This window comes from Nonomuraea sp. NPDC003707, assembly GCF_053587055.1.
In genome coordinates this window covers 91,762-115,263 of record NZ_JBSFNK010000016.1, presented here as the reverse complement: position 1 = coordinate 115,263, position 23,502 = coordinate 91,762, and the positions used below count along the sequence as shown (strand labels likewise).

The window sequence follows — 23,502 nt, the reverse complement described above, 5'->3', positions numbered from 1 at the left end:
GTCTCAGACCAGCCGGGCCTCGTAGGCGGCGATGACCAGGTGGACGCGGCTGCGCGCACCGAGCTTGGTCAGCAGGCTGCTGACGTGCGTCTTGACCGTGCTGAGGCTGACGTACAGGCTCTGCGCGATCTCCGCGTTGGACAGGCCCCGGGCCACCAGGACGAGGACCTCGCGCTCGCGTTCGGTGACGTCCAGGCCGCGGACGGGTGGCGCCGGGCTCACGTACCGCCGGATCAACCGCCGGGTGGCGGTCGGGGCCAGCAGGGACTCGCCCGACGCGATGACCTCGACGCTCCTGAGCAGGTCGGCGGGCGGGGTGTCCTTGAGCAGGAACCCCGCGGCGCCTGCCCGGAGGGCGCCGTAGACGTACTCGTCCAGGTCGAAGGTGGTCACGATGAGCACGCGCGTTCGCGGGCGGTCGGCGCAGATGCGGCGCGTGGCCTCGATGCCGTCCATCTCGGGCATGCGCACGTCCATGAGCACGAGGTCGGGACGGTCCCGGGCGGCCGCCGCCACGGCCTGCGCGCCCGTGGCGGCCTCGCCGACCGTGTGGAACCCCGGCGCGCTGTCGATCAACCGTCGGAAGCCGGCCCTGATGAGCGGCTGGTCGTCGGCCACCAGCACTCTGATCACAGCGGCAGCCTCGCCATGACGCGGAAGCCGCGCAGGGGACGCGCGCCTGCCTCGAACTCGCCGCCGAAGACGCGCACGCGCTCGCGCAGCCCCGTCAGGCCGTGCCCGTACGGCCGTTCCTGGCCGCGCGTGCCGTCGTCGACGACCTCGACGACCAGCCCGTCTCCCTGCCGTTCGACCCGGACCCGGACGTGGCGGGCCCCGGCGTGTTTGAGCACGTTGGTCAGCGCCTCCTGGACGATCCGGTAGACCGTCAGCTCCATCTCCCCATCCACCTCGCCGTCGATCCTCAGCTCCACCTCCAGGCCCGCCGCCCTGGTCCGTTCGGCGAGCGCGCCGAGGTCGGCCAGGCCGGGAGCGGGGGCGAGCTCGGCCTCGCCGTCCTCGCGCAGCACGCCGAGCAGCCGCCTGGTCTCGCGCAGCGCCGACCTGCTGGTCTCCTCGATCGAGGTCAGCGCGCCGCGCATCTCCTCCGCTCCGCCCAGGAGGCCCGCCACGCCCGCCTGCACGGTGATCGTGCCGAGCCCGTGGCCGATGACGTCGTGCAGCTCCCTGGCGATCCGCAGCCGCTCCGCCATGGCCTCCGCCCGTGCCCACTCCTCCGCCTGCGCGGCGAGCTGTTCGGTGTAGCGCCTGCGCTGGCGTACGGCGGTGCCGGCGGCCCAGGCGGCGACCATGATCGCCAGCACCAGCCCGAGCTGGTCGCGTATGACGGCCGTCAGCGGCGGAGCCAGCACGCCCTGCGCCACGACCGCGGCCGCCACGAGCAGCGCGACGACGGCCCTGCCCCGCGTCGCCAGCGTGTACAGCACGAGAGGCAGGCAGAGCAGGTCGGCGTGCGGCATGAAGAACTCGCGCATGCCGAGCCCGCCCACCAGGACGATCACGAACACCGCCCGCGGCCACAACCGCCTGACCGCGACGGGCAGGGCGGTGGCCAGGGCGGCCGCGTAGTCGAGCGCGTCGGGCGCCGACGGGTTCCTCGACGCGGCCAGGCCGACGAAGGCGGCGGCGAAGAAGAGGGCGACCCCGGCGTCGATCGTCACCCAGATCCAGGCCGGCACCCGGCTCAGCAGCGGGAGACGGATCTGTTCGCGCACGCCACGAACCTAACCGCGAGATCCGGCCGCGCGCATCGGTCCCAAGACCGATGCGCGGCGCGCAGGTCCCGGCGGATCGTGAAGGACATGATCGAAGTCAGCGGGCTCACCAGACGTTTCAAACAGACCCTCGCCGTGGACGACCTCTCCTTCACGGTGCCGCCCGGCAGGATCACCGGCTTCCTCGGCCCGAACGGCGCCGGCAAGACCACCACCATGCGGCTGATCCTCGGCCTCGACCGGCCGACGGCCGGCCGCGCCACGGTGAACGGCCTGCCCTACCACGCGCTCGACAGGCCGCTCACCCAGGTCGGCGCGCTGCTGGACGCCACGGCGGTGCAGGGCGGCCGCCGCGCGGACCAGCACCTGTGGTGGCTGGCGCGCTCCAACGGGATCTCGCGGCAGCGCGTCGGCCCGCTGCTGGAGTTCGTCGGGCTCGGCGACGCGGGACGCAGGCGCGTCGGCGGCTTCTCGCTGGGCATGAAACAGCGGCTCGGGCTGGCCGCGGCGCTGCTCGGCGACCCCGAGGTGCTCCTGCTCGACGAGCCGGTCAACGGGCTCGACCCGGAAGGCATCCGCTGGATGCGCGACCTGCTCAAGTCGCTCGCCGCCGAGGGCCGGACCGTCCTCGTGTCGAGCCATCTCATGAACGAGATGGCGGTGACGGCCGACCACCTGATCGTCATCGGCCGGGGCAGGCTGCTGGCCGACGCGAAGATCGGCGAGTTCGTCCGGCCCGGCACGTCGCTGGAGGACGTGTTCATGGAGGTCATCGGGAGGTACGAGCCGTGAGCGCGATCGCCGCCGAGTGGATCAAGCTGCGCACGCTGCGGTCGACCTGGTGGGCGCTGGGCGTCGGCGTGCTGGTGGCGCTCGCGCTGACCGTGCTCGGCGCCGCGACGGTCATCGCACGCTGGGATCCCGGCCGTACGGGCGACCAGGCCGCCATGGGGGTCGTGGTGGCGGTGTACGTGGGGGTGGTCCTGGCCCAGCTGCCGTTCGGGATGATGGGCGCGATGACGATCAGCGGCGAGTACACGTCCGGCATGATCGACGCGACCCTCGTCGCCACGCCGTCCAGAGGGCGGGTGCTGGCGGCCAAGGCGGTCGTCCTGAGCGGGGCCGCGGTCGCCGGCTCGCTGCTCATCGCGATTCCCGGCTATCTCTACGGACGGTTCCTGGCCGCGGAGTTCCGCCCGTCGCTCCTGCCCGCCGGGGCCTGGACGGTGATCGCGGGTGGCACGCTCATGATCGTGGTGGCCACGTTGCTCGGGCTGTCGCTCGGCGTGATCCTGCGCAACGGGGCCGTGGCGACCGCGGCGCTGGTGACGATCGTCCTCGTGCTGCCGTTCGCCGGCCTCGTGCTGCCCGGCGGGGAGTGGGTCAACCGGTTCCTGCCCGGCTACCCGGCGCTCCAGCTGATCCAGCAGCTGCCGGCCATCATGCCGACCTGGGCGGCTTTCACGGTGCTCGCCGGGTGGGCGGTGGTTCCGCTGCTCGCCGCCTGGCGGCGGGGGTGAATGTGCAGGATGCGGGGGTAGGGGGCGCCCGTAGTCCGAAGAAATGGGGAACGTGTATGAGCCGCATCGGGGAATGGCTGAAGAAGGCGGAGAACCTGGCCAGAGGGCATTCCAAGCAGGCCGACCAGTTGCTGGACCGGGCCGAGCGCTACGCGAAGGAGCGGACCGGCCACAAGTACGACGACCAGATCTCGAAGGGCGCGGACGCGGTGCAGGAGCGCTACGGCGGCGGTGGTCAGAAGCAGCCGCCCGTTCGGGACGAGGAGACCAGGGACCAGAGGCGCGAGGGCTGAACGGCCGGCTACCTGTCCTCGACGTCCTCGACGAAGGAGAGGTAGCGGTCGGCTGAGCGGCGGACGGCCTCCGCGCCGTCCCCGTGCACGACGCGCTTCCACCAACCCCCGTAAACCCTCTCGAACGCGTACGGCTCCAGCAGGTCCAGGGCGCGGCGCACGACGTGCGGACGTTCCGGGATGTAGTTGGGGTAGCTGTACATGAAGCTCACCCAGCGCCGGTCCTGGACGACCTGGAGGATGTCACCCGAGAACAGGGCACGCTCGGACGACCAGTGCAGCACCTGGCCGCCGTCGAAGTGCACGCCCGCGTTGATCAGGGTGAGGTCCTCCGACAGCCGGTGGGTGTCGCCTTCCCAGAAGATGACCGAGTCGTCCGGTCTGGCCACCCACCGCCTGTCGGCGGCGTGGATGAACACCGGGGCGTCGAAGGCCCGGGACCATTCGATCATGGAGCCGTAGAAGTGGGGGTGGCTGATGGCGATGGCCGACACCCCACCCAGCTCCTCGACCTCGGCGATCAGGTCGTCGTCGAGGTAGGAGACCATGTCCCAGAGCACGTTGCCCTCCGGCGTGCGCAGCAGGAGCGCGCGCTGCCCGATCGCCGTGGGCGGGGCGGTGCCGATGCCCACCACGCGCGGGCCCTCCTCCTCCACCCGGCCGCGATGGCCCTCGGCCGCCAGGCCCGCCAGCGTGGTCCACCGCTGGCCGTCCCAGCCGACGTACTGGCGCTCGTCCTCGCAGATCGGGCAGTCGGGGCGCGGCTCGGCGTACTGGACGCCGCAGGTGCGGCAAATGGGCAGGTCGGCCGGTGGCATGCGGCCAGCCTAACGCGGGCCTGTACGGTGATCGCATGGTCAGAGGGGGGTTGCTGGTCGCGGGGACCACGTCCGACGCGGGCAAGAGCGTGCTGACGGCGGGGATCTGCCGGTGGCTGGCCCGCAGGGGCGTGCGCGTCGCGCCCTTCAAGGCGCAGAACATGTCGCTCAACTCGTACGTCACCGCTCAAGGCGCCGAGATCGGCCGGGCCCAGGCGACGCAGGCGCAGGCCGCCTACCTGGAGCCGACGGTGGACATGAACCCCATCCTCCTCAAACCGGGCAGCGACCGCCGCAGCCAGGTCGTCCTCATGGGCAACCCGGTGGCGGACGTGGACGCGATGGAGTACGGCGCGCTCAAGGACCTCCTGCGCGCCACCGCGCTGGAGGCGCTCGAAAGGCTCAGGGGTCAGTACGACGTGGTCGTGTGCGAGGGCGCGGGCAGCCCCGCCGAGATCAACCTGCGCCGCGGCGACATCGCCAACATGGGCCTGGCCAGGGCCGCGAACCTGCCCGTGATCGTGGTCGGCGACATCGACAGGGGAGGGGTGTTCGCCGCGTTCTACGGCACGGTGGGCCTCTTAGACGCCGACGACCAATCGCATATTTCCGGATTTGTCGTGAACAAGTTCCGCGGCGCGCGGGAGCTCCTGGAGCCCGGCCTTGACATGCTCAGGCGGCTGACCGGGCGCGAGGTGTACGGCGTCCTGCCCTGGCTCGACGGGCTCTGGCTGGACGTCGAGGACTCGTTGGCCCTGGACAGCCGGAAGGTCGCGGTGGGCGCCCCGTACGGCAGGCAGACCCTTCGGGTGGCCGTCGTGCGGCTGCCGAGGATCTCGAACTTCACCGATCTGGACGCCCTGGCCGCCGAGCCGGGGGTCGTGGTGCGTTTCGTGACCGATCCGGTCGAGCTGGACGACGCCGACCTGGTGGTGCTGCCGGGCTCCAGAGCCACGGTGAGCGACCTGGCGTGGCTGCGGGAGCGCGGGCTGGCCGCGGCGATCATCGACCGCGCGGGGCCCGTCCTGGGGATCTGCGGCGGGTTCCAGATGCTCGGGCGGGAGATCGTGGACGAGGTGGAGTCGGGGGCGGGCAAGGTCGAAGGGCTCGGGCGGCTGCCGGTACGCGTCGAGTTCGCGAAGGAGAAGCGGCTCGGGCGGCCGGAGGGCACGGCGTACGGGCAGCCGGTCCGCGCGTACGAGATCCACCACGGGCAGGCCTCGGTCGACGGAGGCGAGCCGTTCCTCGACGGCTGCCGGGCCGGCAACGTCTGGGGCACCACCTGGCACGGTGCCCTGGAGAACGACGGCTTCCGCCGGGCCTTCCTGGCCGACGTGGCCGCGCGGGCGGGACGCGACTTCGCGCCGGCTCCCGGCACGGACTTCGCCGCGCTCCGGGAGGAGCGGCTCGACGCGCTCGGCGACCTGGTGGAACGGCACCTCGACACGGACGCGCTGCTCCGCCTCATCGAGCACGGCCCGCCGGACGTCCCGGTCCTGCCCCCGGGCGCGCCGCCGCTCGGCTAGCCCGCGCTCATCGCGTCTGGGCTCATTTTGTCTGGGCTCCGTTTGCCCGGGCTGTGCGCTGGGCGTCGATCCAGGCGTCGATCTGCTCCCAATGGTCGTACAGCCACCGGATCCGGTCCTCCCGCTCCGCCGGGATCTCGGCCGCGGGCACCCGCCACCACTTCGCGGTGATCTGAGCGTTGAAGGGCAGCTTGCGCCAGACGTCCCCCAGCGTGATGAGGTCGTCGAGCCCGGTGTGCGCGACGAAGATGACGTCCGCCGACGGGCACGCCTCGATGGCCGTGATGGCGCCGTTCGGGCGGGGCGGGAGCAGGTGGTCCATGCCGCGCGCCCGCTCCGCCTCCTCGGTCAGCCCCTTCTCCTCCAATCGCCGGATGGCGAGCCGGCGGCGGCGCGGGGTGAAGTTCCCGCCCTCGGGGAAGATCACGAGAGCGTCCTGGTCGCCCATCGAGGCGGCGAGGCGGTGGATCTCCTCGATGATCCGCTTCTGTCCGGACTTGCGAGGCACGAACGCGTTCGGCAGCCGGTTGATCACGACGTCCAGCGAGGGGTCGTACTGGAGTGCGGCCTTCATGACGATGCGCGGCCGCCGGCGATAGATCGCCAAAAGGTAATAAATCAGCAAAAAGGAGTCGCCGGGGCCCGCGTGCCGCGACAGCACGATGACCGGTCGCGTCAGCCTGGCGGACTGCTCCTCGGTCGTCAGGTCGGGCTCCTGGATCTCCAGCGTCAGCCGGAAGATCCGTACGGCGGCCGCGTGCACCTTGGCCAGGAACCACCTGATCAGGGCGTAATGCCGCTCCTGGCGCCGGGCCCCGCCCGCCACCCACAGCCACAGGCACGTGATCAGCACGCCCGACTCCAGTGTCAGCCACACCGTGGCGAACCAGACGAACCTCGCCCCTCTGCGCCGCGGCGGCGGCAGGCGCAGCGAGGCCGCCGCCGTGACCAGGAGCCAGAACGGCAGCGTCACCACCATGAACACGGTCACCACGATGACCAGCGGAGCCAGCACCAGCCGGCGGAGAATACGCGGTGGAAGCAACGGCGCCTCCCTGCAACGGTCTAACCCTCATCCTCCTCTGTTCCGCAAATAGCGGGAAGAAGCGCTGTACGCCCGCTCGATGCAGGCGGAGATCTGCGAGATGTCGCGGTAGCGCAGCGGGGAGAGCGCCTCGGTCATCCCGGCGGGCAACACGTGCACCTCCACGCCGGGCGGCAGGCTGGCCATGTCCTCGGCGAACCGGTGCCTGCGCGCGATCTCGAACGCCACCATGCCCACCTCCCAGAACCTCCTGGGCGGCGCGAGCGGCCGTTCGATCCGCCCGACGTGCAGGACGTAGACGCGCTTGGCGCCGAGCTGCACGGCCCGCCCCACGGGGATGCTGTGCACCAGCCCCCCGTCGTAGAAGTGCTCGCCGCCGATCACGACGGGCGGCAGCAGCCCGGGCACCGCGCACGATGCCAGCACGGCATCGACCAGCGGCCCGCCGGTGAACCAGTGAGCCGCCGCCCGCTCGACCGAGGCCGCCACGCACTGGAAGGGGACCTCCAGCTCCTCGATCCGCGAAACCCCCACGGTCCCGCTCAGAACCTCGCGCAACGGCCCGATCGGGTGCAGATGGGTGCCGGTCCTGGCCAGCGTGGACAACCGGGCCACCCACGAGCCGGCGAAGGCCGTACGTACGACGTCGGAGCGCCACAGAGTGGTCAGCCGCTCCACCGCCTCGGACGGGGCGGCGGCGATGACCACCCCGTTCAGGGCACCCACGGACGTGCCCACGACGAGGTCGGGGCTGATGCCCGCCTCGTCGAGCGCCTGCAGCATGCCCACCTCGTGCGCGCCGAGCACGCCCCCGCCACCGAGCACGAACGCCGTTTCCACGCCACCCACCCTCTCGTTGCCGCGTCCCGGAAGCAAAGCCATCCGCACGCTGCCGGACCCGTCCGGTGACGGAGGTCCCGCGTGGCGGGACGATTCGGCCATGACAGCAGTGGTGCAGGCCGAAGGGCTGACCAAGTATTACGGCAGGCGCCGCGGCCTGGAAGATCTCACGCTGGAGATCCAGCCGGGGGAGATCTTCGGGTATCTCGGGCCGAACGGCGCAGGCAAGACGACCACGCTCCGGTTGCTGCTCGACGTGATCAGGCCGACCCGGGGCACGGTACGCGTCCTCGGCGCCGACCCGCGCGAGGCCGCGACCCGCTCCAGGATCGGCTACCTGCCGGGCGAGCTGGCGCTGGAGGGCCGCGAACGGGCCAGGGACTACCTGCGCTTCCTCGGCAGGATGCGCGGCGGCGTGCCGGACACGCGCATCGAAGCCCTGGCCGAGCGCCTCGAGGCCGACCTGTCGGTGCAGATGCGCAAGCTCTCCAAGGGCAACAAGCAGAAGGTCGGGCTGATCCAGGCGTTCATGCACGAGCCGGAGTTCCTCATCCTGGACGAGCCGACGGGCGGGTTGGATCCGCTGGTGCAGCACGAGTTCCTGGCCATGGTCAGGGAGGTGCGCCAGTCCGGGCGAACCGTGCTGATGTCCTCGCACGTGCTCGCCGAGGTCGAGAACGTCTCGGACCGGGTCGGAATCGTACGGGACGGGCGCCTGGTGGCCGTGGAGGACGTGGCGGCGCTGCGCGAGAAGGCGGTGCGCCGGGTCGAACTGCACTTCGACGCGCCCGTGCCGCGAGCGGCGTTCGAGAACCTGCCCGGTGTGCGCGACCTGCGCGTGGAGGGTGCCGGCGTGCGCTGCACGATCGACGGCCGGCCGGACGCGCTGATCAAGGCGGCGGCCGCCTTCACTGTGGTGCACATGGTGAGCGCGGAACCGGACCTGGAGGAGATCTTCCTGACCTACTACAGCGACGAGGAGCGGCACCATGATCGCTAAGAGCCTGCGCGACAACCGGCGGTCGCTCATCTGGTGGTGCCTGGGCATCAGCGCTTTCATGGGCGTCTATCTGGGCGCGTACGCCAACGTCAAGGTGAACCCCGAGACCTACGACTCCATGGCCATGGCCAAGTTCCCCGGGCCGCTCAAGGACCTGATGGGCGGGCTCGGGGACTTCGCCTCCGGCGCCGGCTACCTGCAGACGGTCGTCTACCAGCTCTTCGTCCCCATGCTGTTCATCGTGTTCGCGATGCTCCTGGCCAACCGGGCGATCGCGCAGCCGGAGGAGTCGGGCACGCTGGAGCTGGTCGTCACGCTGCCGGTGGACCGGCGGCGGCTGGTGCTGGACAGGTTCGCCGCGCTGGCGGTCGCGATGCTCGTGCTGGCCGTCGTGACGCTGCTCGCCATGTGGGCGATGAGCGAGGTCGTGGAGATGGGGGTGCCGTTCGACCGGATCCTGGCCGCGCACCTCGGGGTGCTCCTGGTCGGGCTGCTGTTCGGGACGATGGGGCTGGCGGTCGGCGCGGCCGCCGGGCGCAGGTCGATCGCCTCCGCCGTGGTCGGGGTGTGGGTGGTGGCCGGCTACGTCGTGGTCACGATCGGCCGGAACATCGACGCCATCTCCTGGCTGAAGTGGGTCTCGCCGTTCCACTACTACGCCGAGGGCCGGCCGCTCTATGAGGGGCTGCCGGTCGGGGACTACCTTGTGCTGGCGGGGGCGACGGCCGTGCTCGCGCTCACCGCGGTGCTCTCCTTCGACAGGCGTGACGTAGGAGTGTGATGGCGATCTCCGAGCTGCCCGCCGACCTGCTCGCCGACCTGCTCGGCGGGCATCGGCGGGTGCTGGCCGAGCACGCCGCGACCGGCCGCTTACCCTCCCGCGAGGCGCTCGACGCCTACCGCGCGGCGGGCAAGCGCGCCGCCACGCTGGGGGTGCCGCTGCGGGTGCTGGTGGACGGCGCGCTCGCCGCCGGCGAGGGGCTGCCGGAAGCGCTGCCCGCGCTGCGCAAGGCGGTCTCCGCGCTGATGGAGGGGTACGAGAGGGCGCAGCTCGCCGCCATCCGCGAGGAGGAGCAGGCCTGGCGGGAGTTCGTGGACGACCTGCTCCAAGGGCGGGCCGAGCGGCTGGCGGAGCGGGCCGAGCACTTCGGGCTGCGGCTGGCGGGGTCGTACGTGGTGGCCGTGGCCCGCGGCATGCGCGACGGCGACCAGGACCGCATCGAACGGGACCTGATCGCCCGGTTCGGCTCGCACAACGTGCTCGTGGCCGTGCGCGACGGGCTGCTGGTGTGCGTGGCCCCGGCGACGCTGCCGGCCGCGGTGGGAGAGTTCACCCATCACGTACGCGCCCGCTTCCCAGCCGGGTGGCGGGTCGCGGTGGGACGGCCGCAGCGTGGCCCCGGCGGCGTGGTGGCCTCCTACCGGGAGGCGGCGCAGGCCCTGGAGCTGGCCGACGGGCTGGGGCTCAGGGCCGACGTGGTCAAGGCCGCCGACCTGCTCGTCTTCCCCGTGCTGCTGCGCGACAGGGGCGCGATCGAGGACCTCGTGACCAGCGTGCTGAGCCCGCTGCTGGGGGCGCGGGGCGGGCACGAGCCGCTGCTGGAGACGCTGGAGGCCGTCTTCGCCTCGCACGGCAACCAGACGGCGGCGGCCCGGCGGCTGGGGCTCAGCCCGCGGGCGGTCACGTACCGGCTGGAGCGCATCCGCCGGCTGACCGGCTTCTCGCCGGACGACCCGACGCAGCGCTTCACCCTGGAGACCGCCGTGCTCGGGGCCCGTCTGCTGGGCTGGCCCACGAGCCCCGGCTTCGGCCTCAGTCGGTGACGGCGAGGCGGATGCCGAAGCCGACGATGACCACGCCGGTCAGGCGGTCGAGGAAACGGCGTACGGCGGGCGTCCGCAGGAAGCCGCCCACCAGCGAAGCGAACCCGATCAGCGCCGCGCTCCACAGCAGCCCCTCGGCCACGTGCACGCCGGCCAGCACCAACCCCATGACCGCGTGCGGCGCCCCGTCCGGGATGAAATGCGGCAGCATGGCCACGTAGAACGCCCCGACCTTGGGGTTGAGCAGGTTCGTGACCAGGCCGCGCCGGAACCCGCCCCCGAACCGCACCGCCTGCTCCGGCTCGTCGTGGGGCGCGGCCTTGGCCAGGAGCATGCGCAGGCCCATCCACACCAGGTACGCCACGCCGGCCCAGCGCAGGATCTCGTAGCCGAGCCGCGAGGCGGCCAGCAGCGCCGACAGCCCGGCCGCGGTGAGCACGCCCCATGTGAGCGTGCCGAGCTGGATGCCGAGCGTCACGCCCCAGGCCGCCCGCCTGCTCGCCAGCAAGGACGTACGCAGGATCAGGGCCGTGTCGAGGCCGGGGGTGAGCGTGAGCAGTGCCACTACGGCGGCGAACGACCAGATTGATCCTGCGATGTCCATGGCGTCAGGGTATGAGGAGCAGTTTTCCTGTCGTCCGGCGGGCCGCCAGGTCCTCGTGCGCCTGGTGCGCCTCGGCCAGCGGGTAGCGGTGGGAGATGTTGATGGCGAGCTGTCCCGACTTGATCCAGCCGAACAGGTCGGAGGCGCGCCGCAGCAGCTCCTCGCGCTCGGCTATGTAGTGGACGAGCGTGGGCCTGGTCAGGAAGAGCGAGCCCTTGCGGTTGAGGATCTGGGGGTCGATCGGCGGCACCGGGCCGCTGGCGGCGCCGTACAGGGCCATGAGGCCGCGTGGCCGCAGCGCCTCGAGCCCGCCGTCGAACGTGGCCTTGCCGACGCCGTCGTACACCACGTCGATCCTGTCCCGCAGCGCCTCGGCGAAGTCGTCGTACCGTAGCACCTCGTCGGCGCCGGCCTCCCTGGCCAGCTTCTCCTTCTCGCTGGTGGAGACGGTGGTGTGGACCTTGGCGCCCTTGAGCTTGGCCAGCTGGATGAGCAGCTGCCCCATGCCGCCGGCTCCGGCGTGGACGAGCACCTCGTCGCCTTCACGCACCTCGTGGGTGGAGTGGGTGAGGTAGTGGGCGGTCAACCCCTGCAGCATCGCCGCCGCGGCCACGTCGGCCGGGACGCCGTCGGGCACCGGCACGGCCCGGTTCGCCGGGACCACCGCCTTCTCGGCGTAGCTGCCCAGGACGTTGGCCCAGGCCACGGTGTCGCCCACGGCCAGTCCCCGCACCCCGGGCCCGACGGCCGAGACCGTGCCCGCGCCCTCGGAGCCGATGGGGGTGGGCAGGTCGAGCGGGTACGCGCCGGAGCGGTGGTAGATGTCGATGAAGTTGACCCCGCTGGCCGCGACGTCGACCACGATCTCACCCTCGCCGGGGACGGGATCGGGCCGCTCGACGTATTCGAGAACCTCAGGACCGCCAGGGGCGGAGACGATGATGGCATGCATGACGCCTAGTCAACTCCGTGCGTGCGGGGGCATGCCACCCGGGTCCGGCTTTCCCCCAGGTGGCGAATACGTGGCGTGCTCGGCCCTGCGCGGTGTGCGGCGTGTCGGTAAGCTAGCGCGCCGTGAGCGGTGAAACCTCCCACATCGGGCGCTACAGGTTGCTTAGCGTGCTGGGTCGGGGCGGCATGGGCACGGTCCATCTCGCCGAGGATCCGGCTGGGCAGCGGGTCGCCGTCAAAGTGATCAACTCGGAGCTGACCCAGCACGAGCAGTTCCGCATGCGGTTCCGCAGGGAGGCGGACGCCGCCCAGAGGGTGCGCAGGTTCTGCACGGCCGCGGTGATCGAGGCCGCGCTCGACGGCGACCAGCTCTATGTCGTCACCGAATACGTGCCCGGCCCGAACCTCGAGGCCGCCGTACGCCAGTCGGGCCCCCTGCGCGGCTCCAGCCTCGACGCGCTGGCCGTCGGCGTGGCCACCGCGCTGACCGCCATCCACGGCGCCGGTGTGGTGCACAGGGACCTCAAGCCGTCGAACGTGCTGCTGTCGCCCGTCGGCCCGCGGGTGATCGACTTCGGCATCGCGCGGGCGCTCGACACGCTCGGAGGCGTCACGGGCACCGGCGAGCTGGTGGGCACGCCCCGCTACATGGCTCCCGAGGTGCTGCGGGGCGAACCCGTGTCCCCGGCCTGCGACGTGTTCTCGTGGGGATGCCTGGTCGCGTTCGCCGCCAGCGGCAGGGCGCCCTTCGGTGGCGACACGCTGCCCTCGATCGTCTACCAGGTGCTCAACACCGAGCCGGATCTCAGCGAGGTCGAGCCCGGCCTGCGCGAGCTGGTCGGGGCCGCGCTGCGGAAGGACCCGGCCGCGCGGCCCACCGCGCAGCAGCTGCTCGACCAGCTCGTCGGGCGGTCGGCCGGGCCCGAACAGGCGGCGCATACCGTACAGGTGGCCTGGCAGCAGGCCACGGCGCCGTACACGTCCGTCCAGCAGAAGTCCAAGGGCAACCGCGCCAAGCTGATCGCGGGCGTCGCGGCGGCGGCCGCGGCGGTGCTCGTGGCGGGCTCGGTGGCCGCGTGGGCGGTGTTCAGCCCCAGCGGGCCGCCCGACATGAGCGTTCTCTACCGTGAGGACTTCACGCAGACCTCCGGCGGCTGGAACGGCGTCTACGACCCGGACGAGACGGCCAGTTACGGCTACCGGACGGACGGGACGTACGGGCTGGACGTGGAGAAGGGGTCCGAGGAGCGGTGGGCGAAGGCGCCCATACCCTTCCTCATCGCCACGCCGACCAACACGCCCGACCCGTCGGCCACGCCCACGCCGATGTTGCCCTCGTCCGTCGTCGTCGCCGTCACCGCCGAGGTCAAGAAGTCGGTCGGGAGCGGTGAGTACGGCGTGTACTGCCACAACATGGACGATGACGACACGTACTACGAGTTCGCGCTCGACACGACCGGGAAGGCCAGGATCCGGCGGATCGTGGACGGATCGGGCGGGACGCTGGCCCAGCCGGTGCAGGTGGACGGCCTGCCCGGCAAGGCCCGGGTGGTGGCGGCGTGCGAGCAGACCGGGTCGGCGGTGCGGCTGACGATGTGGGTGAACGATCAGCGGGTGCACCAGGTGGAGGATCCGAACGGGCTCGGGAACGGGTATGTGGGGTTGTTCGCGCGTACGCCCAAGGACGAGACGTCGCTGCTGAAGACGACGTTCGACGACTTCGAACTACGCGGCCAGAAGACCCCCTGACCCTCCCGGGGCACCGGCGCGGGCTGCTCTTGCCGGCGCGGGATCGGCTCACAGAGCACCGGCATGGCCGGCGGCGAGTGCCGCACACCGGCGCGGGCGGCAGCACGGGCGGCGGTTCATAGAGCCCCGTCGCGGGTGGCAGTTCACAGAACACCGGCGCGGGCGGCGGCGAGCGCCGCGTCGGCGGCACGGTCGGCGTCCCGCTCGGTGACCGGCTCATGCGCCACGAACAGCCGGTAGTAAACAGGCGCGACGGCCACCCTGATCACTTCCCTGACATCCACGACGTCAGGCAGCTCACCGCGTGCGACCGCCCGCCGCACCACCTCGGCCGACTGCTCGTGCCGGGCCATGAAGAACTCGTGCAGCGCCCGCGCCGCGTCGGGATCCTGTACGGCCGCCGCCACGAACGCCAACGACACCGGCCCCAGCTCCGGGTCGTCGAAGCCGCTGCGCACCAGCTGGACGATGCCCCTCAGATCGCCCTCGATCGAGCCCGTGTCGGGAATGGGCCACGGCTCGTCCCTGGCCAGCTCCAGGGCGTCGGAGATCAGCCCCGCGACGCTGCCCCAGCGCCGGTAGACGGTCGTCTTGTGCACTCCTGACCGCTCGGCCACGTTCTCCACCGTCAGGCCCCGGTATCCGTGCTCGGCCAGCTCGGCGAGGGTGGCCTCCCGTACGGCGTCCCGAACCCGGGCGCTTCGCCCGCCCGGCCGCTTGTTCGACTCCAAAAACTACTCCAGTTGCATTAGCTTCTCCCGCATGGCACACTAACGCTACAACGGTTGCGATTGGAGTTCCATCCTGATCAGTCTTCGAGGGGTTTCCAAGTCATACGGCGAGCGGGCCGTCCTCGCTGAGGCGTCCATGTCCGTGAAGCCCGGCGAGCGCGTGGGCATCGTCGGCGAGAACGGCTCGGGCAAGTCCACGCTGCTGCGGCTGCTGGCCGGGGTCGAGCGGCCCGACGACGGCGAGGTGACGCTGGCCGACGACACCGGCTACCTCCGGCAGACGCTCGACCTGCCGCCCGGCCACACGGTCCAGCAGGCCGTCGACGCCGCGCTGGCCGGCCTGCGCGCCATGGAGCGCCGGATCCGCGAGCTGGAGTCGGCGCTCACCGATGACGTCATGGCGGAGTACGGGGAGCTGCTGACGGCGTACGAGCTGCGCGGCGGCTACGAGGCCGACGCGCGGGTCGACAAGGCGTTCCACGGGCTGGGGCTGTTCCACGTGGGCCGCGACCGGCCGCTGTCCAGCCTGTCGGGCGGGGAGCGCGCCCGCCTCGGCCTGGCCTGCGTCCTGGCCGCCGCCCCCAGGGTCCTGCTGCTCGACGAGCCGACCAACCACCTCGACGAGTGGGCCCTGACCTGGCTCGAAGCCCGGCTGCGCGAGCACCGGGGCACGGTCGTCGTGGTCTCCCACGACCGCGTCTTCCTCGACCGGGTGGCCACGGCCGTGCTCGAGGTCGAGCACGGGGCGATCACCCGCTTCGGCGGCGGCTACACCGGCTTCCTGGCCGCCAAGGCCGCCGCCAGGGCCCGTTGGGAGCAGTCGTACGCGGCGTGGTGCGAGGAGGTGCGGCAGGTGCGCGACTACGCGGCCACGACCGCCCACCGGGTGGCCACGGGGCGGCTGATGCGCGACAACAACAAGATGGCCTACGACCGCAACGCCGGGCGGGTGCAGAGCTCGGTGGCCAGCCGGGTCCGCAACGCACACGAGCGCCTGCGCCGGCTGGAGGCCGACCCGGTCCCTCGGCCACCCGCCCCCCTCCGCTTCCACGGCACCTTCACCCCCACCCCGGCCCTCCCCGACCCCCTGAACACCACCACCCCGACCTTCCCCGACCCGCTGGAAATCGACGAAACGAGTCCCAGCACCCCCGCCCCAGGCCCTGCACCCAACGCAGCACCGGAGCCCACCCCGAAACGCCAGCCCGGCACACAACGCACCCCTGATAAGACCCACGAGCCCACCCCAAGCCATGCGCCGGCTCCGGGACATGCGCCCGCTTCGGGACACGCACCCGCTCCAAGCCATGAGCCCGCTACGGGACGCGTGGCCGGCGTGCGATGCGCCCCTGATACGGGACGTGAGCTCGGCCTCCGGCAGCAGCGTGCCGGAGACGAGCATGCGGCCGGAGACGAGCATGCCGTCGGACACGGGTATGCGGCTGGGCACGGGTATGCGGTCGGGCACGGGTATGCGGTCGGGCACGACCGGGCCCAAGCTCGCGTGCTTGTGGAGCTGCGCGATGTCCGGGTCGGCGATCGGTTGCACGTCCCCTCCCTGACCATCGAAGCCGGTGACCGGCTGCTGGTCCGCGGGGCCAACGGCGCGGGCAAGTCGACACTGCTCCAGACCCTGGCCGAGCACGCCCGGGTAAGGGTCGGCCACCTGCCGCAGGAGGTGACGTTCGACCCCGACCTGACCGTCCTGGACGCCTACGGCCACAACCACAGCTATGCGGACGAGCGGCGTGCGGCTCTGCTGAGCACCGGCCTCTTCAAGCCCCAAGCCCTCGACCAGAAGGTGGGCACGCTGTCGGTCGGGCAGCAGCGCAGACTGGCGCTGGCCCGGCTGCTGGCGCAGGAGTACGACCTCCTCCTGCTCGACGAGCCGACCAACCACCTGTCGCCGGTCCTGGCCGAGGAGATCGAGCAGGCACTCGACGACTACCGCGGCGGGCTCGTCGTGGTGTCGCACGACCGCGCCCTCATCCGGCGCTTCCGGGGGACCGAGATCACGTTGGCAGGAGGACGCATATGTTGAGCAGCGCAGGATCGACCAGTGAAGGACCGCAGATGTTGACCAGGATTGATATTGATGAGGGTGCGCCGTACGGCATCGCGACCGGGCCGGATGGGGCGCTCTGGTTCACGCTTGTCCACGAAGGGCGTGTCGGCAGGATGGTGCCGGGCCAGAAGCCGGTGATTCATCAGCTCGATCCGGCCGACGGGCAGCCGATGGTTATCACCCCGGGGCCGGACGGGGCGATGTGGTTCGCGGAGGGCACGGGCGGCCGGGTCTCCCGGATCGCCGCCGACGGGCAGGTGACCTCCCATGAGGCGGACTCGCCGTACGGGCTCGTCGCCGGGCCCGACGGGGCCATGTGGTTCACCCAGATGCAGACCGGCCGGATCGGGCGCATCGGGCCCGGCGGAGAGCGGACGGAGTTCGAGGTGCCGGTGGAGGGCGGTATGCCCGCCTTCATCACGGTGGGGCCGGATGACGCGCTCTGGTTCACGATCAACCAGGGCAACGCCATCGGGCGGATCTCGCTGGCAGGCGAGGTGACCGTTCACCCGCTCCCCACGGAGGGTGCCGCCCCGGTGGGCATCACGCTGGGGCCGGATGACGCGCTCTGGTTCGTGGAGATCGGCGCTGGTCAGGTCGGGCGGATCGACACCGCCGGCAAGATCACCGAGTACCCCTTGCCCGATCGGGTCGCACGGCCGCACGCGATCGTCACCGGCCCCGACGGTGCCCTCTGGTTCACCGAGTGGGCCGCCGACCGCCTCGGCCGCATCACCACCGACGGCACCATCGACTCGTACCCGCTCCCAACCGGACCGCAGGCGGGGGACGAAGGCGCGCGAAAGGCCGAGCCGCACGGGCTGACGGTCGGGCCGGATGGGGCGATCTGGGTAGCCCTGGAGGCGGGCGCTTTGGCCCGCTTCAGCATCGACTAACGAACCACGACCACCTCAGTAACCTCACCTACCAACCAGCCACCCCTCACCCCGACCCCTCACCCCGACCCCTCACCCCGACCCAGCGCCCCGACCCAGCGCCCCGACCCAGCGCCCCGACCCAGCGCCCCGACCCAGCGCCCCGGCTCGGCGTCCAGGGTCTGCGTCCAGGGTCCGTGCCTGGGGTTCGCGCCCAGCGCCCCGGCTCGGTGTCCCCGCCGGGCCCGGCACCGCCCGTGGCCCGGCATCGCCCGTGGCCCGTCACTGGCCGGGGTCCGTCACTGGCCGGGGTCCGTCACAACCCAGCCCGTCACCATTCAGCACCTCGCCACTCAGTGCCTCACAACCCGGCCCGTCACAACCCGGCCCGTCACAACCCAGCCCGTCACCCCAAGCCCTCGGCTCCCACGACCCGCCCCTCAGCGCCCGCCCTCAGCGCTCACCCCTCATCGGCATCCCCAGGCCCAGCTCTCAGCCCTCTGGTGGGTGGGTGTTGGTCATGAGGTGGGTGAGCGACGGCAGGCCCTTCTCCGGGGACGTCACCAGGACGCGGCACCCCGCGGCCGTGGCGGCGGCGACGCCCGTGGGGCTGTCCTCGACGGCGACGCAGCGGGAGGGGGTCGTGCCGAGCCGGCGGGCCGCCTCCAGGTACGGGTCCGGGTACGGCTTGCCGCGGGCCGTGTCCTCGTTCGCGATCACCAGGTCGAACGTGTGCCCGAGCCATGGCAGCACCAGCTCCACGATGGTCCGGGGAGAGGCGCTGACCAGGGCCGTCGGGATGGCGGTGGCGGCCAGCTCGGCCAGGAGCTCCGACGCCCCCGGCGTGACCTTCACGCCCTGCCCGATGAGGTCGGCGAAGGCGTCCGTGAGCTGCCTGGCCACCTCGGTCGTGAGTGAGGCGTCTGTGGGTTGTCTGGCCACCTCGGTCGTGAGTGAGGCGTCTGTGGGTTGTCTGGCCACCTCGGTCATGAGTGGCGTGTTCGAAGCGGGGGTGAGGAGGTGGGCGGCCACGTCCTCGACCGTGCGGCCGAGTACGTACGGCACGTCCTCCGGCCCCAACGGCCGGCCGAGGGAGGCTGCGATGGAGACGGTGGCCTGCCACCACAGCCCTTCGGTGTCGACCAGGGTGCCGTCCATGTCGAACAGGACGGCATCCGGGCCGGCGTGCTCAGATCGCATCGGCCGCCACGACCGGGGCCGGGACGGTCACCGTGCGGGGCGCCACCAGGACGGGCCGGTCCACCAGGCGGACGGTGACGCGCGTTCCGGGCGCGAGGCGGGCCGCCTCGTGGCCGGGGACGTCGGCCAGGACCTCCCCGCCCTCCACCGCCACCCGGAGGCGGACCGAGGCGCCGCGGAAGGAGGCGGCGAGCACGTGGGCGGGACCGTCCTCGACCGGGACGACCTTGACGGCCTCCGGACGGATCAGGACGTCCACCGACGGATCAGCGGGCACCTGGCCGTCCACCGGCAGGAGCTGGCCGAGCACCGTGACCTGGTCACCGGAGACCTGCCCGGCGAGGTGGTTCATGGTGCCGACGAACTCCGCCACGAAGGCGGTGGCCGGGCGGTCGTAGATCTCGGCGGGCGAGCCGACCTGTTCGAGCCGCCCGTCGCGCAGCACCGCCACCTGGTCCGCGATCGACAGGGCCTCCTCCTGATCATGGGTCACGAAGATGGTGGTGATGCCCAGGTCGAGCTGGAGACGGCGGATCTCCTCGCGCAGCGACACGCGTACTTTCGCGTCCAGCGCCGACAGCGGCTCGTCCAGCAGCAGGACGCGCGGTTCCAGGGCGAGCGCGCGGGCCAGGGCGACGCGTTGCTGCTGGCCGCCGGAGAGCTGGTGCGGGTAGCGGTCGGCGTGCGAGGGGAGGCCGACCAGTTCGAGTAGTTCGTCCGCCTTCTTCCGCCTGGTGGCCACGGGCACCTTGCGGACGCGCAGGCCGAAGGCCACGTTGTCGCGGGCGTTCAGGTTGGGGAAGAGGGAGTAGGACTGGAAGACCATGCCCGCGTCCCGCTTGTTGGCCGGTACGTCCGTGATGTCCCGGCCGTCCACGAGCACCGCGCCCGAGTCCGGCCGCTCGAACCCGGCCACGCACCGCAGCGCGGTCGTCTTCCCGCAGCCCGAGGGCCCCAGCAGCGCGACGAACTCGCCGGGCGCGACGATGAGGTCGAAGCCGTCCAGCGCGACCGTCTTGCCGAACATCCGCCGCAGCGCGCGGAACTCCACCGATGCGGTCATTTGTTTCTCTCCTTACCGAACGCCGAGGACACGGCGAGCAGCAGCAGCCAGATGAGCAGGAGGCTGAGGATGGACACCGCGACCGAGAGCTGCCCCTTGGAGCCGGCGACGGTCACGATCCACACCGCGAACGGCCCGTACCCCAGCAGGCTGGCCACGGTGTACTCGCCCAGCACGAGGGCCAGCGTCAGGAACGACGCGCTGGCCAGCGCCGAGCGCAGGTTCGGCACGACCACCCGGACCAGCACGTACGGCCACGAGGCGCCCAGGTTGCGGGCCGCCTCCACCAGCGTCCGCACGTCCATCGCGCGCAGCCCCGCGTCCAGCGACCGGTACACGAACGGCAGCACCAGCACCACGTACGCCAGCACCAGCACCACGGGGAACGCCGGGTCCTGGACCGCGATCAGCGTGGCCCAGAACGGCGTCGGAGCCAGCACGTCCGTCCCGGTGCGCAGCGACGTGCCGATCCCGGCCACGAAGGTGATGGGCGGCACCACCAGGGGCAGCGTGCACAGCACCTCCATCAGCGGGCGCAGCCGCGGCGCGAAGAGCCGTACGGCCAGCATCGCGGGCAACGCCAGCAGCAGCACCAGCACGATCGTGGCGACGGCCAGGGACAGCGACAGCAGCAGCGAGCGCACGAACCCGTCGGCCGTCAGCAGCTCGCCGTAGGCCGAGAACGACACGCCCGTGGTCGGGGTGTAGATCGTGTACCAGAGCGAGGCCCCGAGCGGGATCAGGAAGTAGGCCGCCGCCAGCAGGAACACCGCGCCGCGCCACACGCGAGGGCGCGAGGAGCCACCCGAGATGCGCTCCAGGCCGGTCAGTGCAGCCATCGGGAGCTCCTCTTCTGCAGCGGCAGGTAGATCGCCATCACGAGCCCGGCCACCACGACCATGTCGAGGCTGAGGGCCAACGCGATGTTCTCGTAGCCGATCAGCACGTCGCCGGTGAGCGCGCTGGCGATCTTCAGCGTGACGAGCGGGACGACGGTCCCGACCATGGCGTTGGCGGTGGCGTACGCGGAGAAGGCCGACCCGAAGAGCAGCACCACCCCGCCCAGCATCGACGGCGCCAGCACCGGCAGCGCGACGAAGCGCCAGTAGTGCCAGGCGGTGGCCCCGTTGTTGGCCGCCGCCTCGCGCCACTGCGGCCGCAGCCCGTCCAGCGCCGGCGCCATGACCAGCACCATCAGCGGGATCGAGAAGTACAGGTAGGTCACCACCAGGCCCCAGAACGTGTAGAGCGAGCCGGACGGCAGCCCGACCAGGCCGCTGACCACGCCGGAGTTGCCGAGCGTGGCGATCCAGAAGAACGCCAGCGGCACCCCGCCGAAGTTGGCCAGCACGCCGGAGGCCGTCAGCACGGCCTCGCGCAGGAACGTGAGGCGTGAGGTCACGACGGCGTACGCGAGGAACGTCCCCAGCACGGCCCCCAGCAGGGCGACCACGGCGGACAGCTTCACGCTGCCGAGCATCGCGACGAGGTAGCCGCCCTGCAGGCTCTGCGACAGGTTCGCCAGGCTCGGCCGCCCCTGCGCCGTGAACGCCCCCGCCACCAGCGCGATGGCGGGGACACCGAAGACGAGCGCGAAGAAGGCCAGCAGCGGCAGCGCCCCCAGCCAGCCCTTCGAACCGGAGCGGTTCATCCCGAGATCGCGGCGTCCCAGCCGCCGGCCAGCTTGGCCTTGGCCGCGTCCACCTGCTGGCTCGTCGGGAAGGTGGGGTTGCCCTCCACCGACGGCAGCTTCTCCGCCAGGGCCTTGTCCACGGTGCCGTCGGTGGTCATCGAGGGCAGCAGGACGGGGCGGGCGAAGCCCTTGAGGAAGAGGTTCTGGCCTTCGGCGCTGTAGAGGTACTCCTGCCACAGCCTGGCCGCCGCCGGGTGCGGGGCGTCCTTGTTGATGGCCTGGGCGTACATCTGGAAGTACTTGCCGTCGGAGGGGATGTTCACCTTCCAGTCGAGGCCCTTGGCGGCCATCTGGGGCGCGTAGGCGGAGTTGTTGTAGTCCCAGTCGATGCTGATCTGGGTCTCGCCCTTCTCGATGGTCGCGGGCGTGGTCTCCACCGGGTTGTAGTTGCCCGCGTCCTTCAGCTTCTTGAAGAAGTCGATGCCGGGCTGGATGTCGTCGAACGAGCCGCCGTTGGCGAGGGCGGCGGCGTACACGCCGGCGAAGGCCGAGCCCGCCTTGGTCGGGTTGCCGTTCATCGCGACCTTGCCCTTGTACTCGGGCTTGAGCAGGTCGGCGAAGCTCGTCGGGCACGCGGTGATCTTCTTGGCGTCGCAGCCGATGGACACGTAGCCGCCGTAGTCGTTGACCCAGAGCCCGGTGCCCTCCTTCTGCCCCTCGGGGATCTTGTCGAAGGACTGCACCTTGTACGGAGCGAACAGGCCCTCGCCGGCTCCGCTGATCGCGAACGACTGGCCGAGGTCGAGCACGTCGGGGGCGCGGTCCTGGCCCTTGCGCGTCTTGACCGCGTTGATCTCGTCGGCGCTGGCCGCGTCGGGCGTCTCGCTCTCGATCTTGATGCCGTACTTGGCCTGGAACTTCTGGATGATCTCCCCGTAGTTCGCCCAGTCGGGCGGAAGGGCGATGACGTGGAGATTTCCCTCCTTCTTGGCCGCCTCGACGAGCTTGTCGAGGCCGCCGAAGTCCGCCGCCGAGGTGGCGGTGGCCGCGTTCGGAGCGGAGGAGGAGGACGCGGTGGACTGCTGGGTGCCGGGCGCGGCGCCGCACGCCGCGGTGACTACGGTAAGGGCTGCGGCAACGCCGGCCGCACGGGCGCGAGGTGTGAACACAACGCCTCCACTTCAGGGGATGTGGAAGGAACCTAAGGGAACTTGTACAAACAAGCGAGCACCAGTAAGTCGCATGAATGTTGCTCTTTCATGAATGGGAAGGGTCGCTGATGGTTGCGCGCTATGAACTGATCGCCGATGATCTTCGGAACGAGATCGTCTCCGGTGCGCTCCCGGTCGGTTCGCAGCTCCCGAGCGAGGCTGAGCTGGCCGAACGCTACCGCGCGGCCCGCGGCACCGTGCGCCAGGCGGTGGCCGTGCTCGCCGCCGAGGGCCTGCTCGGCTCCCGGCAGGGGGCCAGGCGCATCGTGCTCGGCAGGGCGCGCAGCCAGAGCTTCGCCGAGCTGCACAGCTTCGCGCAGTGGGCGCGCGCGAACGGCTACCGCTTCGGCGGCCAGGTGATCACCCAGCGCCGCCGTGCCGCGAGCGCCGCCGAGTCCGCCAGGCTCGGCCCCGGCGAGGTCCTGGAGGTGCTGCGGCTGCGCTCGCTGGAGGACGAGCCCGTCCTGCTCGAACGCACCGTGTACGCCGAGTGGGTGGCCGCCGCCGTCGAGCGGATCCCGGCCGACTGCGAGTCCGTCACCGAGGCCCTGTACGACTCGATCGGCCTCGTGTTCGCTTACGGCGAGCACCTCATCGACGCGGTGTCCGCCGGCGCCGAGGACGCCCGCCTGCTGGGGGTGCGCCGGGGGAGCCCGCTCCTGCGCCAGCGCCGGGTCACGACCACGCACGAGGGCCGCCCGGTGGAGTCCTCGGACGACCGCTACCGGCCGGGCGGCGTGACCTTCAGCATCCGCAACTCGATCGGCGCCAACCCTCTCGTGAGACAGGCCGGCGACTTGCGTTCGGGGCGCTGAGAACAT

General features: G+C 71.6%; 23 protein-coding genes and 1 pseudogene. 11 read left to right on the top strand and 13 right to left on the bottom strand.

Annotated features, from left to right (window positions below; translation table 11 throughout):
- Nucleotides 1–3 precede the first annotated feature (3 nt).
- Complete coding sequence (locus ACWDRB_RS35605) at nt 4–633, bottom strand: response regulator (protein ID WP_449901199.1); 630 nt, start codon at nt 631–633, stop codon at nt 4–6.
- Nucleotides 630–1,733 carry a sensor histidine kinase gene (locus tag ACWDRB_RS35600; protein ID WP_449901197.1) on the bottom strand — a complete coding sequence of 368 codons (1,104 nt, stop codon included), beginning with the start codon at nt 1,731–1,733 and terminating at the stop codon, nt 630–632. The genes ACWDRB_RS35605 and ACWDRB_RS35600 overlap by 4 nt, the downstream gene beginning before the upstream one ends.
- Nucleotides 1,734–1,820: 87 nt before the next feature.
- On the opposite strand from ACWDRB_RS35600, the pseudogene ACWDRB_RS35595 reads away from it, so the two are divergent.
- From ACWDRB_RS35595 to ACWDRB_RS35585, 3 genes and pseudogenes are all read left to right on the top strand, one after another.
- A pseudogene (locus tag ACWDRB_RS35595) lies at nt 1,821–2,465 on the top strand (ABC transporter ATP-binding protein); the annotation flags it as partial.
- Nucleotides 2,466–2,521: 56 nt separating this feature from the next.
- Nucleotides 2,522–3,253: an ABC transporter permease gene (locus tag ACWDRB_RS35590; RefSeq protein WP_449901194.1), complete on the top strand. Its 732-nt coding sequence runs from the start codon at nt 2,522–2,524 to the stop codon at nt 3,251–3,253.
- A 56-nt stretch (nt 3,254–3,309) separates the two neighbouring features.
- Complete coding sequence (locus ACWDRB_RS35585; protein WP_350731678.1) at nt 3,310–3,546, top strand: antitoxin; 237 nt, start codon at nt 3,310–3,312, stop codon at nt 3,544–3,546.
- Nucleotides 3,547–3,554: 8 nt separating this feature from the next.
- Here the strand turns inward: ACWDRB_RS35585 and ACWDRB_RS35580 are convergent, their stop codons facing one another.
- Entirely contained in the window at nt 3,555–4,364 is an 810-nt protein-coding gene (locus tag ACWDRB_RS35580; protein WP_449901191.1) for an MBL fold metallo-hydrolase, read from the bottom strand.
- Nucleotides 4,365–4,399: 35 nt separating this feature from the next.
- On the opposite strand from ACWDRB_RS35580, the gene ACWDRB_RS35575 reads away from it, so the two are divergent.
- On the top strand, nt 4,400–5,890 hold the full coding sequence (locus tag ACWDRB_RS35575) for a cobyric acid synthase (RefSeq protein WP_449901189.1): 1,491 nt from the start codon (nt 4,400–4,402) through the stop codon (nt 5,888–5,890).
- A gap of 22 nt (nt 5,891–5,912) precedes the next feature.
- Here ACWDRB_RS35575 and ACWDRB_RS35570 read toward each other — a convergent pair whose 3' ends face one another.
- Together ACWDRB_RS35570 and ACWDRB_RS35565 are read right to left on the bottom strand one after the other, a co-directional pair.
- Nucleotides 5,913–6,935 carry a 1-acyl-sn-glycerol-3-phosphate acyltransferase gene (locus ACWDRB_RS35570; RefSeq protein WP_449901187.1) on the bottom strand — a complete coding sequence of 341 codons (1,023 nt, stop codon included), beginning with the start codon at nt 6,933–6,935 and terminating at the stop codon, nt 5,913–5,915.
- Between the two features lie 27 nt (nt 6,936–6,962).
- The gene (locus tag ACWDRB_RS35565) at nt 6,963–7,775 is read right to left on the bottom strand and encodes a patatin-like phospholipase family protein (protein WP_350731671.1); all 813 of its coding nucleotides are present in this window, start codon (nt 7,773–7,775) and stop codon (nt 6,963–6,965) included.
- A gap of 100 nt (nt 7,776–7,875) precedes the next feature.
- Between ACWDRB_RS35565 and ACWDRB_RS35560 the strand changes: the two genes are divergently transcribed.
- Genes ACWDRB_RS35560 through ACWDRB_RS35550 form a run of 3 tightly spaced genes read left to right on the top strand, consistent with a single transcriptional unit; the run spans nt 7,876 to nt 10,599 of the window.
- Nucleotides 7,876–8,775: an ABC transporter ATP-binding protein gene (locus ACWDRB_RS35560; RefSeq protein ID WP_355200136.1), complete on the top strand. Its 900-nt coding sequence runs from the start codon at nt 7,876–7,878 to the stop codon at nt 8,773–8,775.
- The gene (locus ACWDRB_RS35555; RefSeq protein ID WP_449901184.1) at nt 8,765–9,556 is read left to right on the top strand and encodes an ABC transporter permease subunit; all 792 of its coding nucleotides are present in this window, start codon (nt 8,765–8,767) and stop codon (nt 9,554–9,556) included. Before ACWDRB_RS35560 ends, ACWDRB_RS35555 begins: the two co-directional genes overlap by 11 nt.
- On the top strand, nt 9,556–10,599 hold the full coding sequence (locus ACWDRB_RS35550) for a PucR family transcriptional regulator (RefSeq protein WP_449901182.1): 1,044 nt from the start codon (nt 9,556–9,558) through the stop codon (nt 10,597–10,599). Before ACWDRB_RS35555 ends, ACWDRB_RS35550 begins: the two co-directional genes overlap by 1 nt.
- Here ACWDRB_RS35550 and ACWDRB_RS35545 read toward each other — a convergent pair.
- Entirely contained in the window at nt 10,589–11,203 is a 615-nt protein-coding gene (locus ACWDRB_RS35545; RefSeq protein WP_355373738.1) for a LysE family translocator, read from the bottom strand. The genes ACWDRB_RS35550 and ACWDRB_RS35545 overlap by 11 nt on opposite strands.
- A 4-nt stretch (nt 11,204–11,207) precedes the next feature.
- The gene (locus ACWDRB_RS35540) at nt 11,208–12,155 is read right to left on the bottom strand and encodes a quinone oxidoreductase family protein (protein WP_449901180.1); all 948 of its coding nucleotides are present in this window, start codon (nt 12,153–12,155) and stop codon (nt 11,208–11,210) included.
- 122 nt (nt 12,156–12,277) lie between these two features.
- On the opposite strand from ACWDRB_RS35540, the gene ACWDRB_RS35535 reads away from it, so the two are divergent.
- A complete protein-coding gene (locus ACWDRB_RS35535) occupies nt 12,278–13,903 on the top strand; it encodes a serine/threonine-protein kinase (protein WP_449901177.1) in 1,626 nt (541 codons plus the stop codon).
- Nucleotides 13,904–14,046: 143 nt separating this feature from the next.
- On the opposite strand, the gene ACWDRB_RS35530 is transcribed toward ACWDRB_RS35535, so the two are convergent.
- Complete coding sequence (locus tag ACWDRB_RS35530) at nt 14,047–14,634, bottom strand: TetR/AcrR family transcriptional regulator (protein WP_449901173.1); 588 nt, start codon at nt 14,632–14,634, stop codon at nt 14,047–14,049.
- 136 nt (nt 14,635–14,770) lie between these two features.
- Here ACWDRB_RS35530 and ACWDRB_RS35525 point away from each other — a divergent pair, with 136 nt between their 5' ends.
- Both ACWDRB_RS35525 and ACWDRB_RS35520 read left to right on the top strand, forming a co-directional pair.
- A complete protein-coding gene (locus ACWDRB_RS35525; RefSeq protein WP_449901170.1) occupies nt 14,771–16,675 on the top strand; it encodes an ATP-binding cassette domain-containing protein in 1,905 nt (634 codons plus the stop codon).
- A gap of 32 nt (nt 16,676–16,707) precedes the next feature.
- Nucleotides 16,708–17,595, top strand: a complete 888-nt coding sequence (locus ACWDRB_RS35520) for a Vgb family protein (protein ID WP_449901166.1) — start codon at nt 16,708–16,710, stop codon at nt 17,593–17,595.
- 471 nt (nt 17,596–18,066) lie between these two features.
- On the opposite strand, the gene ACWDRB_RS35515 is transcribed toward ACWDRB_RS35520, so the two are convergent.
- Genes ACWDRB_RS35515 through ACWDRB_RS35495 form a run of 5 tightly spaced genes read right to left on the bottom strand, consistent with a single transcriptional unit; the run spans nt 18,067 to nt 22,639 of the window.
- Nucleotides 18,067–18,774, bottom strand: a complete 708-nt coding sequence (locus tag ACWDRB_RS35515; RefSeq protein WP_449901165.1) for an HAD family hydrolase — start codon at nt 18,772–18,774, stop codon at nt 18,067–18,069.
- The gene (locus ACWDRB_RS35510; RefSeq protein ID WP_449901162.1) at nt 18,764–19,837 is read right to left on the bottom strand and encodes an ABC transporter ATP-binding protein; all 1,074 of its coding nucleotides are present in this window, start codon (nt 19,835–19,837) and stop codon (nt 18,764–18,766) included. The genes ACWDRB_RS35515 and ACWDRB_RS35510 overlap by 11 nt, the downstream gene beginning before the upstream one ends.
- Complete coding sequence (locus tag ACWDRB_RS35505; RefSeq protein ID WP_449901160.1) at nt 19,834–20,676, bottom strand: ABC transporter permease; 843 nt, start codon at nt 20,674–20,676, stop codon at nt 19,834–19,836. The genes ACWDRB_RS35510 and ACWDRB_RS35505 overlap by 4 nt, the downstream gene beginning before the upstream one ends.
- Nucleotides 20,664–21,488 (bottom strand): ABC transporter permease, encoded by an 825-nt coding sequence (locus ACWDRB_RS35500; protein ID WP_350731649.1) that lies wholly within the window; start codon nt 21,486–21,488, stop codon nt 20,664–20,666. The genes ACWDRB_RS35505 and ACWDRB_RS35500 overlap by 13 nt, the downstream gene beginning before the upstream one ends.
- Nucleotides 21,485–22,639 (bottom strand): ABC transporter substrate-binding protein, encoded by a 1,155-nt coding sequence (locus ACWDRB_RS35495; RefSeq protein ID WP_449901157.1) that lies wholly within the window; start codon nt 22,637–22,639, stop codon nt 21,485–21,487. The genes ACWDRB_RS35500 and ACWDRB_RS35495 overlap by 4 nt, the downstream gene beginning before the upstream one ends.
- Before the next feature lie 110 nt (nt 22,640–22,749).
- Between ACWDRB_RS35495 and ACWDRB_RS35490 the strand changes: the two genes are divergently transcribed.
- Nucleotides 22,750–23,496, top strand: a complete 747-nt coding sequence (locus tag ACWDRB_RS35490; RefSeq protein ID WP_449901155.1) for a GntR family transcriptional regulator — start codon at nt 22,750–22,752, stop codon at nt 23,494–23,496.
- The last annotated feature ends 6 nt before the right edge of the window (nt 23,497–23,502 follow it).

Coding starts and splice junctions, on each gene's coding strand:
- ACWDRB_RS35585 (WP_350731678.1), top strand. CDS start 3,310: ATGAGCCGCATCGGGGAATGGCTGAAGAAGGCGGAGAACCTGGCCAGA.
- ACWDRB_RS35580 (WP_449901191.1), bottom strand. CDS start 4,364: ATGCCACCGGCCGACCTGCCCATTTGCCGCACCTGCGGCGTCCAGTAC.
- ACWDRB_RS35575 (WP_449901189.1), top strand. CDS start 4,400: ATGGTCAGAGGGGGGTTGCTGGTCGCGGGGACCACGTCCGACGCGGGC.
- ACWDRB_RS35560 (WP_355200136.1), top strand. CDS start 7,876: ATGACAGCAGTGGTGCAGGCCGAAGGGCTGACCAAGTATTACGGCAGG.
- ACWDRB_RS35555 (WP_449901184.1), top strand. CDS start 8,765: ATGATCGCTAAGAGCCTGCGCGACAACCGGCGGTCGCTCATCTGGTGG.
- ACWDRB_RS35550 (WP_449901182.1), top strand. CDS start 9,556: ATGGCGATCTCCGAGCTGCCCGCCGACCTGCTCGCCGACCTGCTCGGC.
- ACWDRB_RS35545 (WP_355373738.1), bottom strand. CDS start 11,203: ATGGACATCGCAGGATCAATCTGGTCGTTCGCCGCCGTAGTGGCACTG.
- ACWDRB_RS35540 (WP_449901180.1), bottom strand. CDS start 12,155: ATGCATGCCATCATCGTCTCCGCCCCTGGCGGTCCTGAGGTTCTCGAA.
- ACWDRB_RS35525 (WP_449901170.1), top strand. CDS start 14,771: ATGTCCGTGAAGCCCGGCGAGCGCGTGGGCATCGTCGGCGAGAACGGC.
- ACWDRB_RS35520 (WP_449901166.1), top strand. CDS start 16,708: ATGTTGACCAGGATTGATATTGATGAGGGTGCGCCGTACGGCATCGCG.
- ACWDRB_RS35515 (WP_449901165.1), bottom strand. CDS start 18,774: ATGCGATCTGAGCACGCCGGCCCGGATGCCGTCCTGTTCGACATGGAC.
- ACWDRB_RS35510 (WP_449901162.1), bottom strand. CDS start 19,837: ATGACCGCATCGGTGGAGTTCCGCGCGCTGCGGCGGATGTTCGGCAAG.
- ACWDRB_RS35505 (WP_449901160.1), bottom strand. CDS start 20,676: ATGGCTGCACTGACCGGCCTGGAGCGCATCTCGGGTGGCTCCTCGCGC.
- ACWDRB_RS35500 (WP_350731649.1), bottom strand. CDS start 21,488: ATGAACCGCTCCGGTTCGAAGGGCTGGCTGGGGGCGCTGCCGCTGCTG.
- ACWDRB_RS35490 (WP_449901155.1), top strand. CDS start 22,750: ATGGTTGCGCGCTATGAACTGATCGCCGATGATCTTCGGAACGAGATC.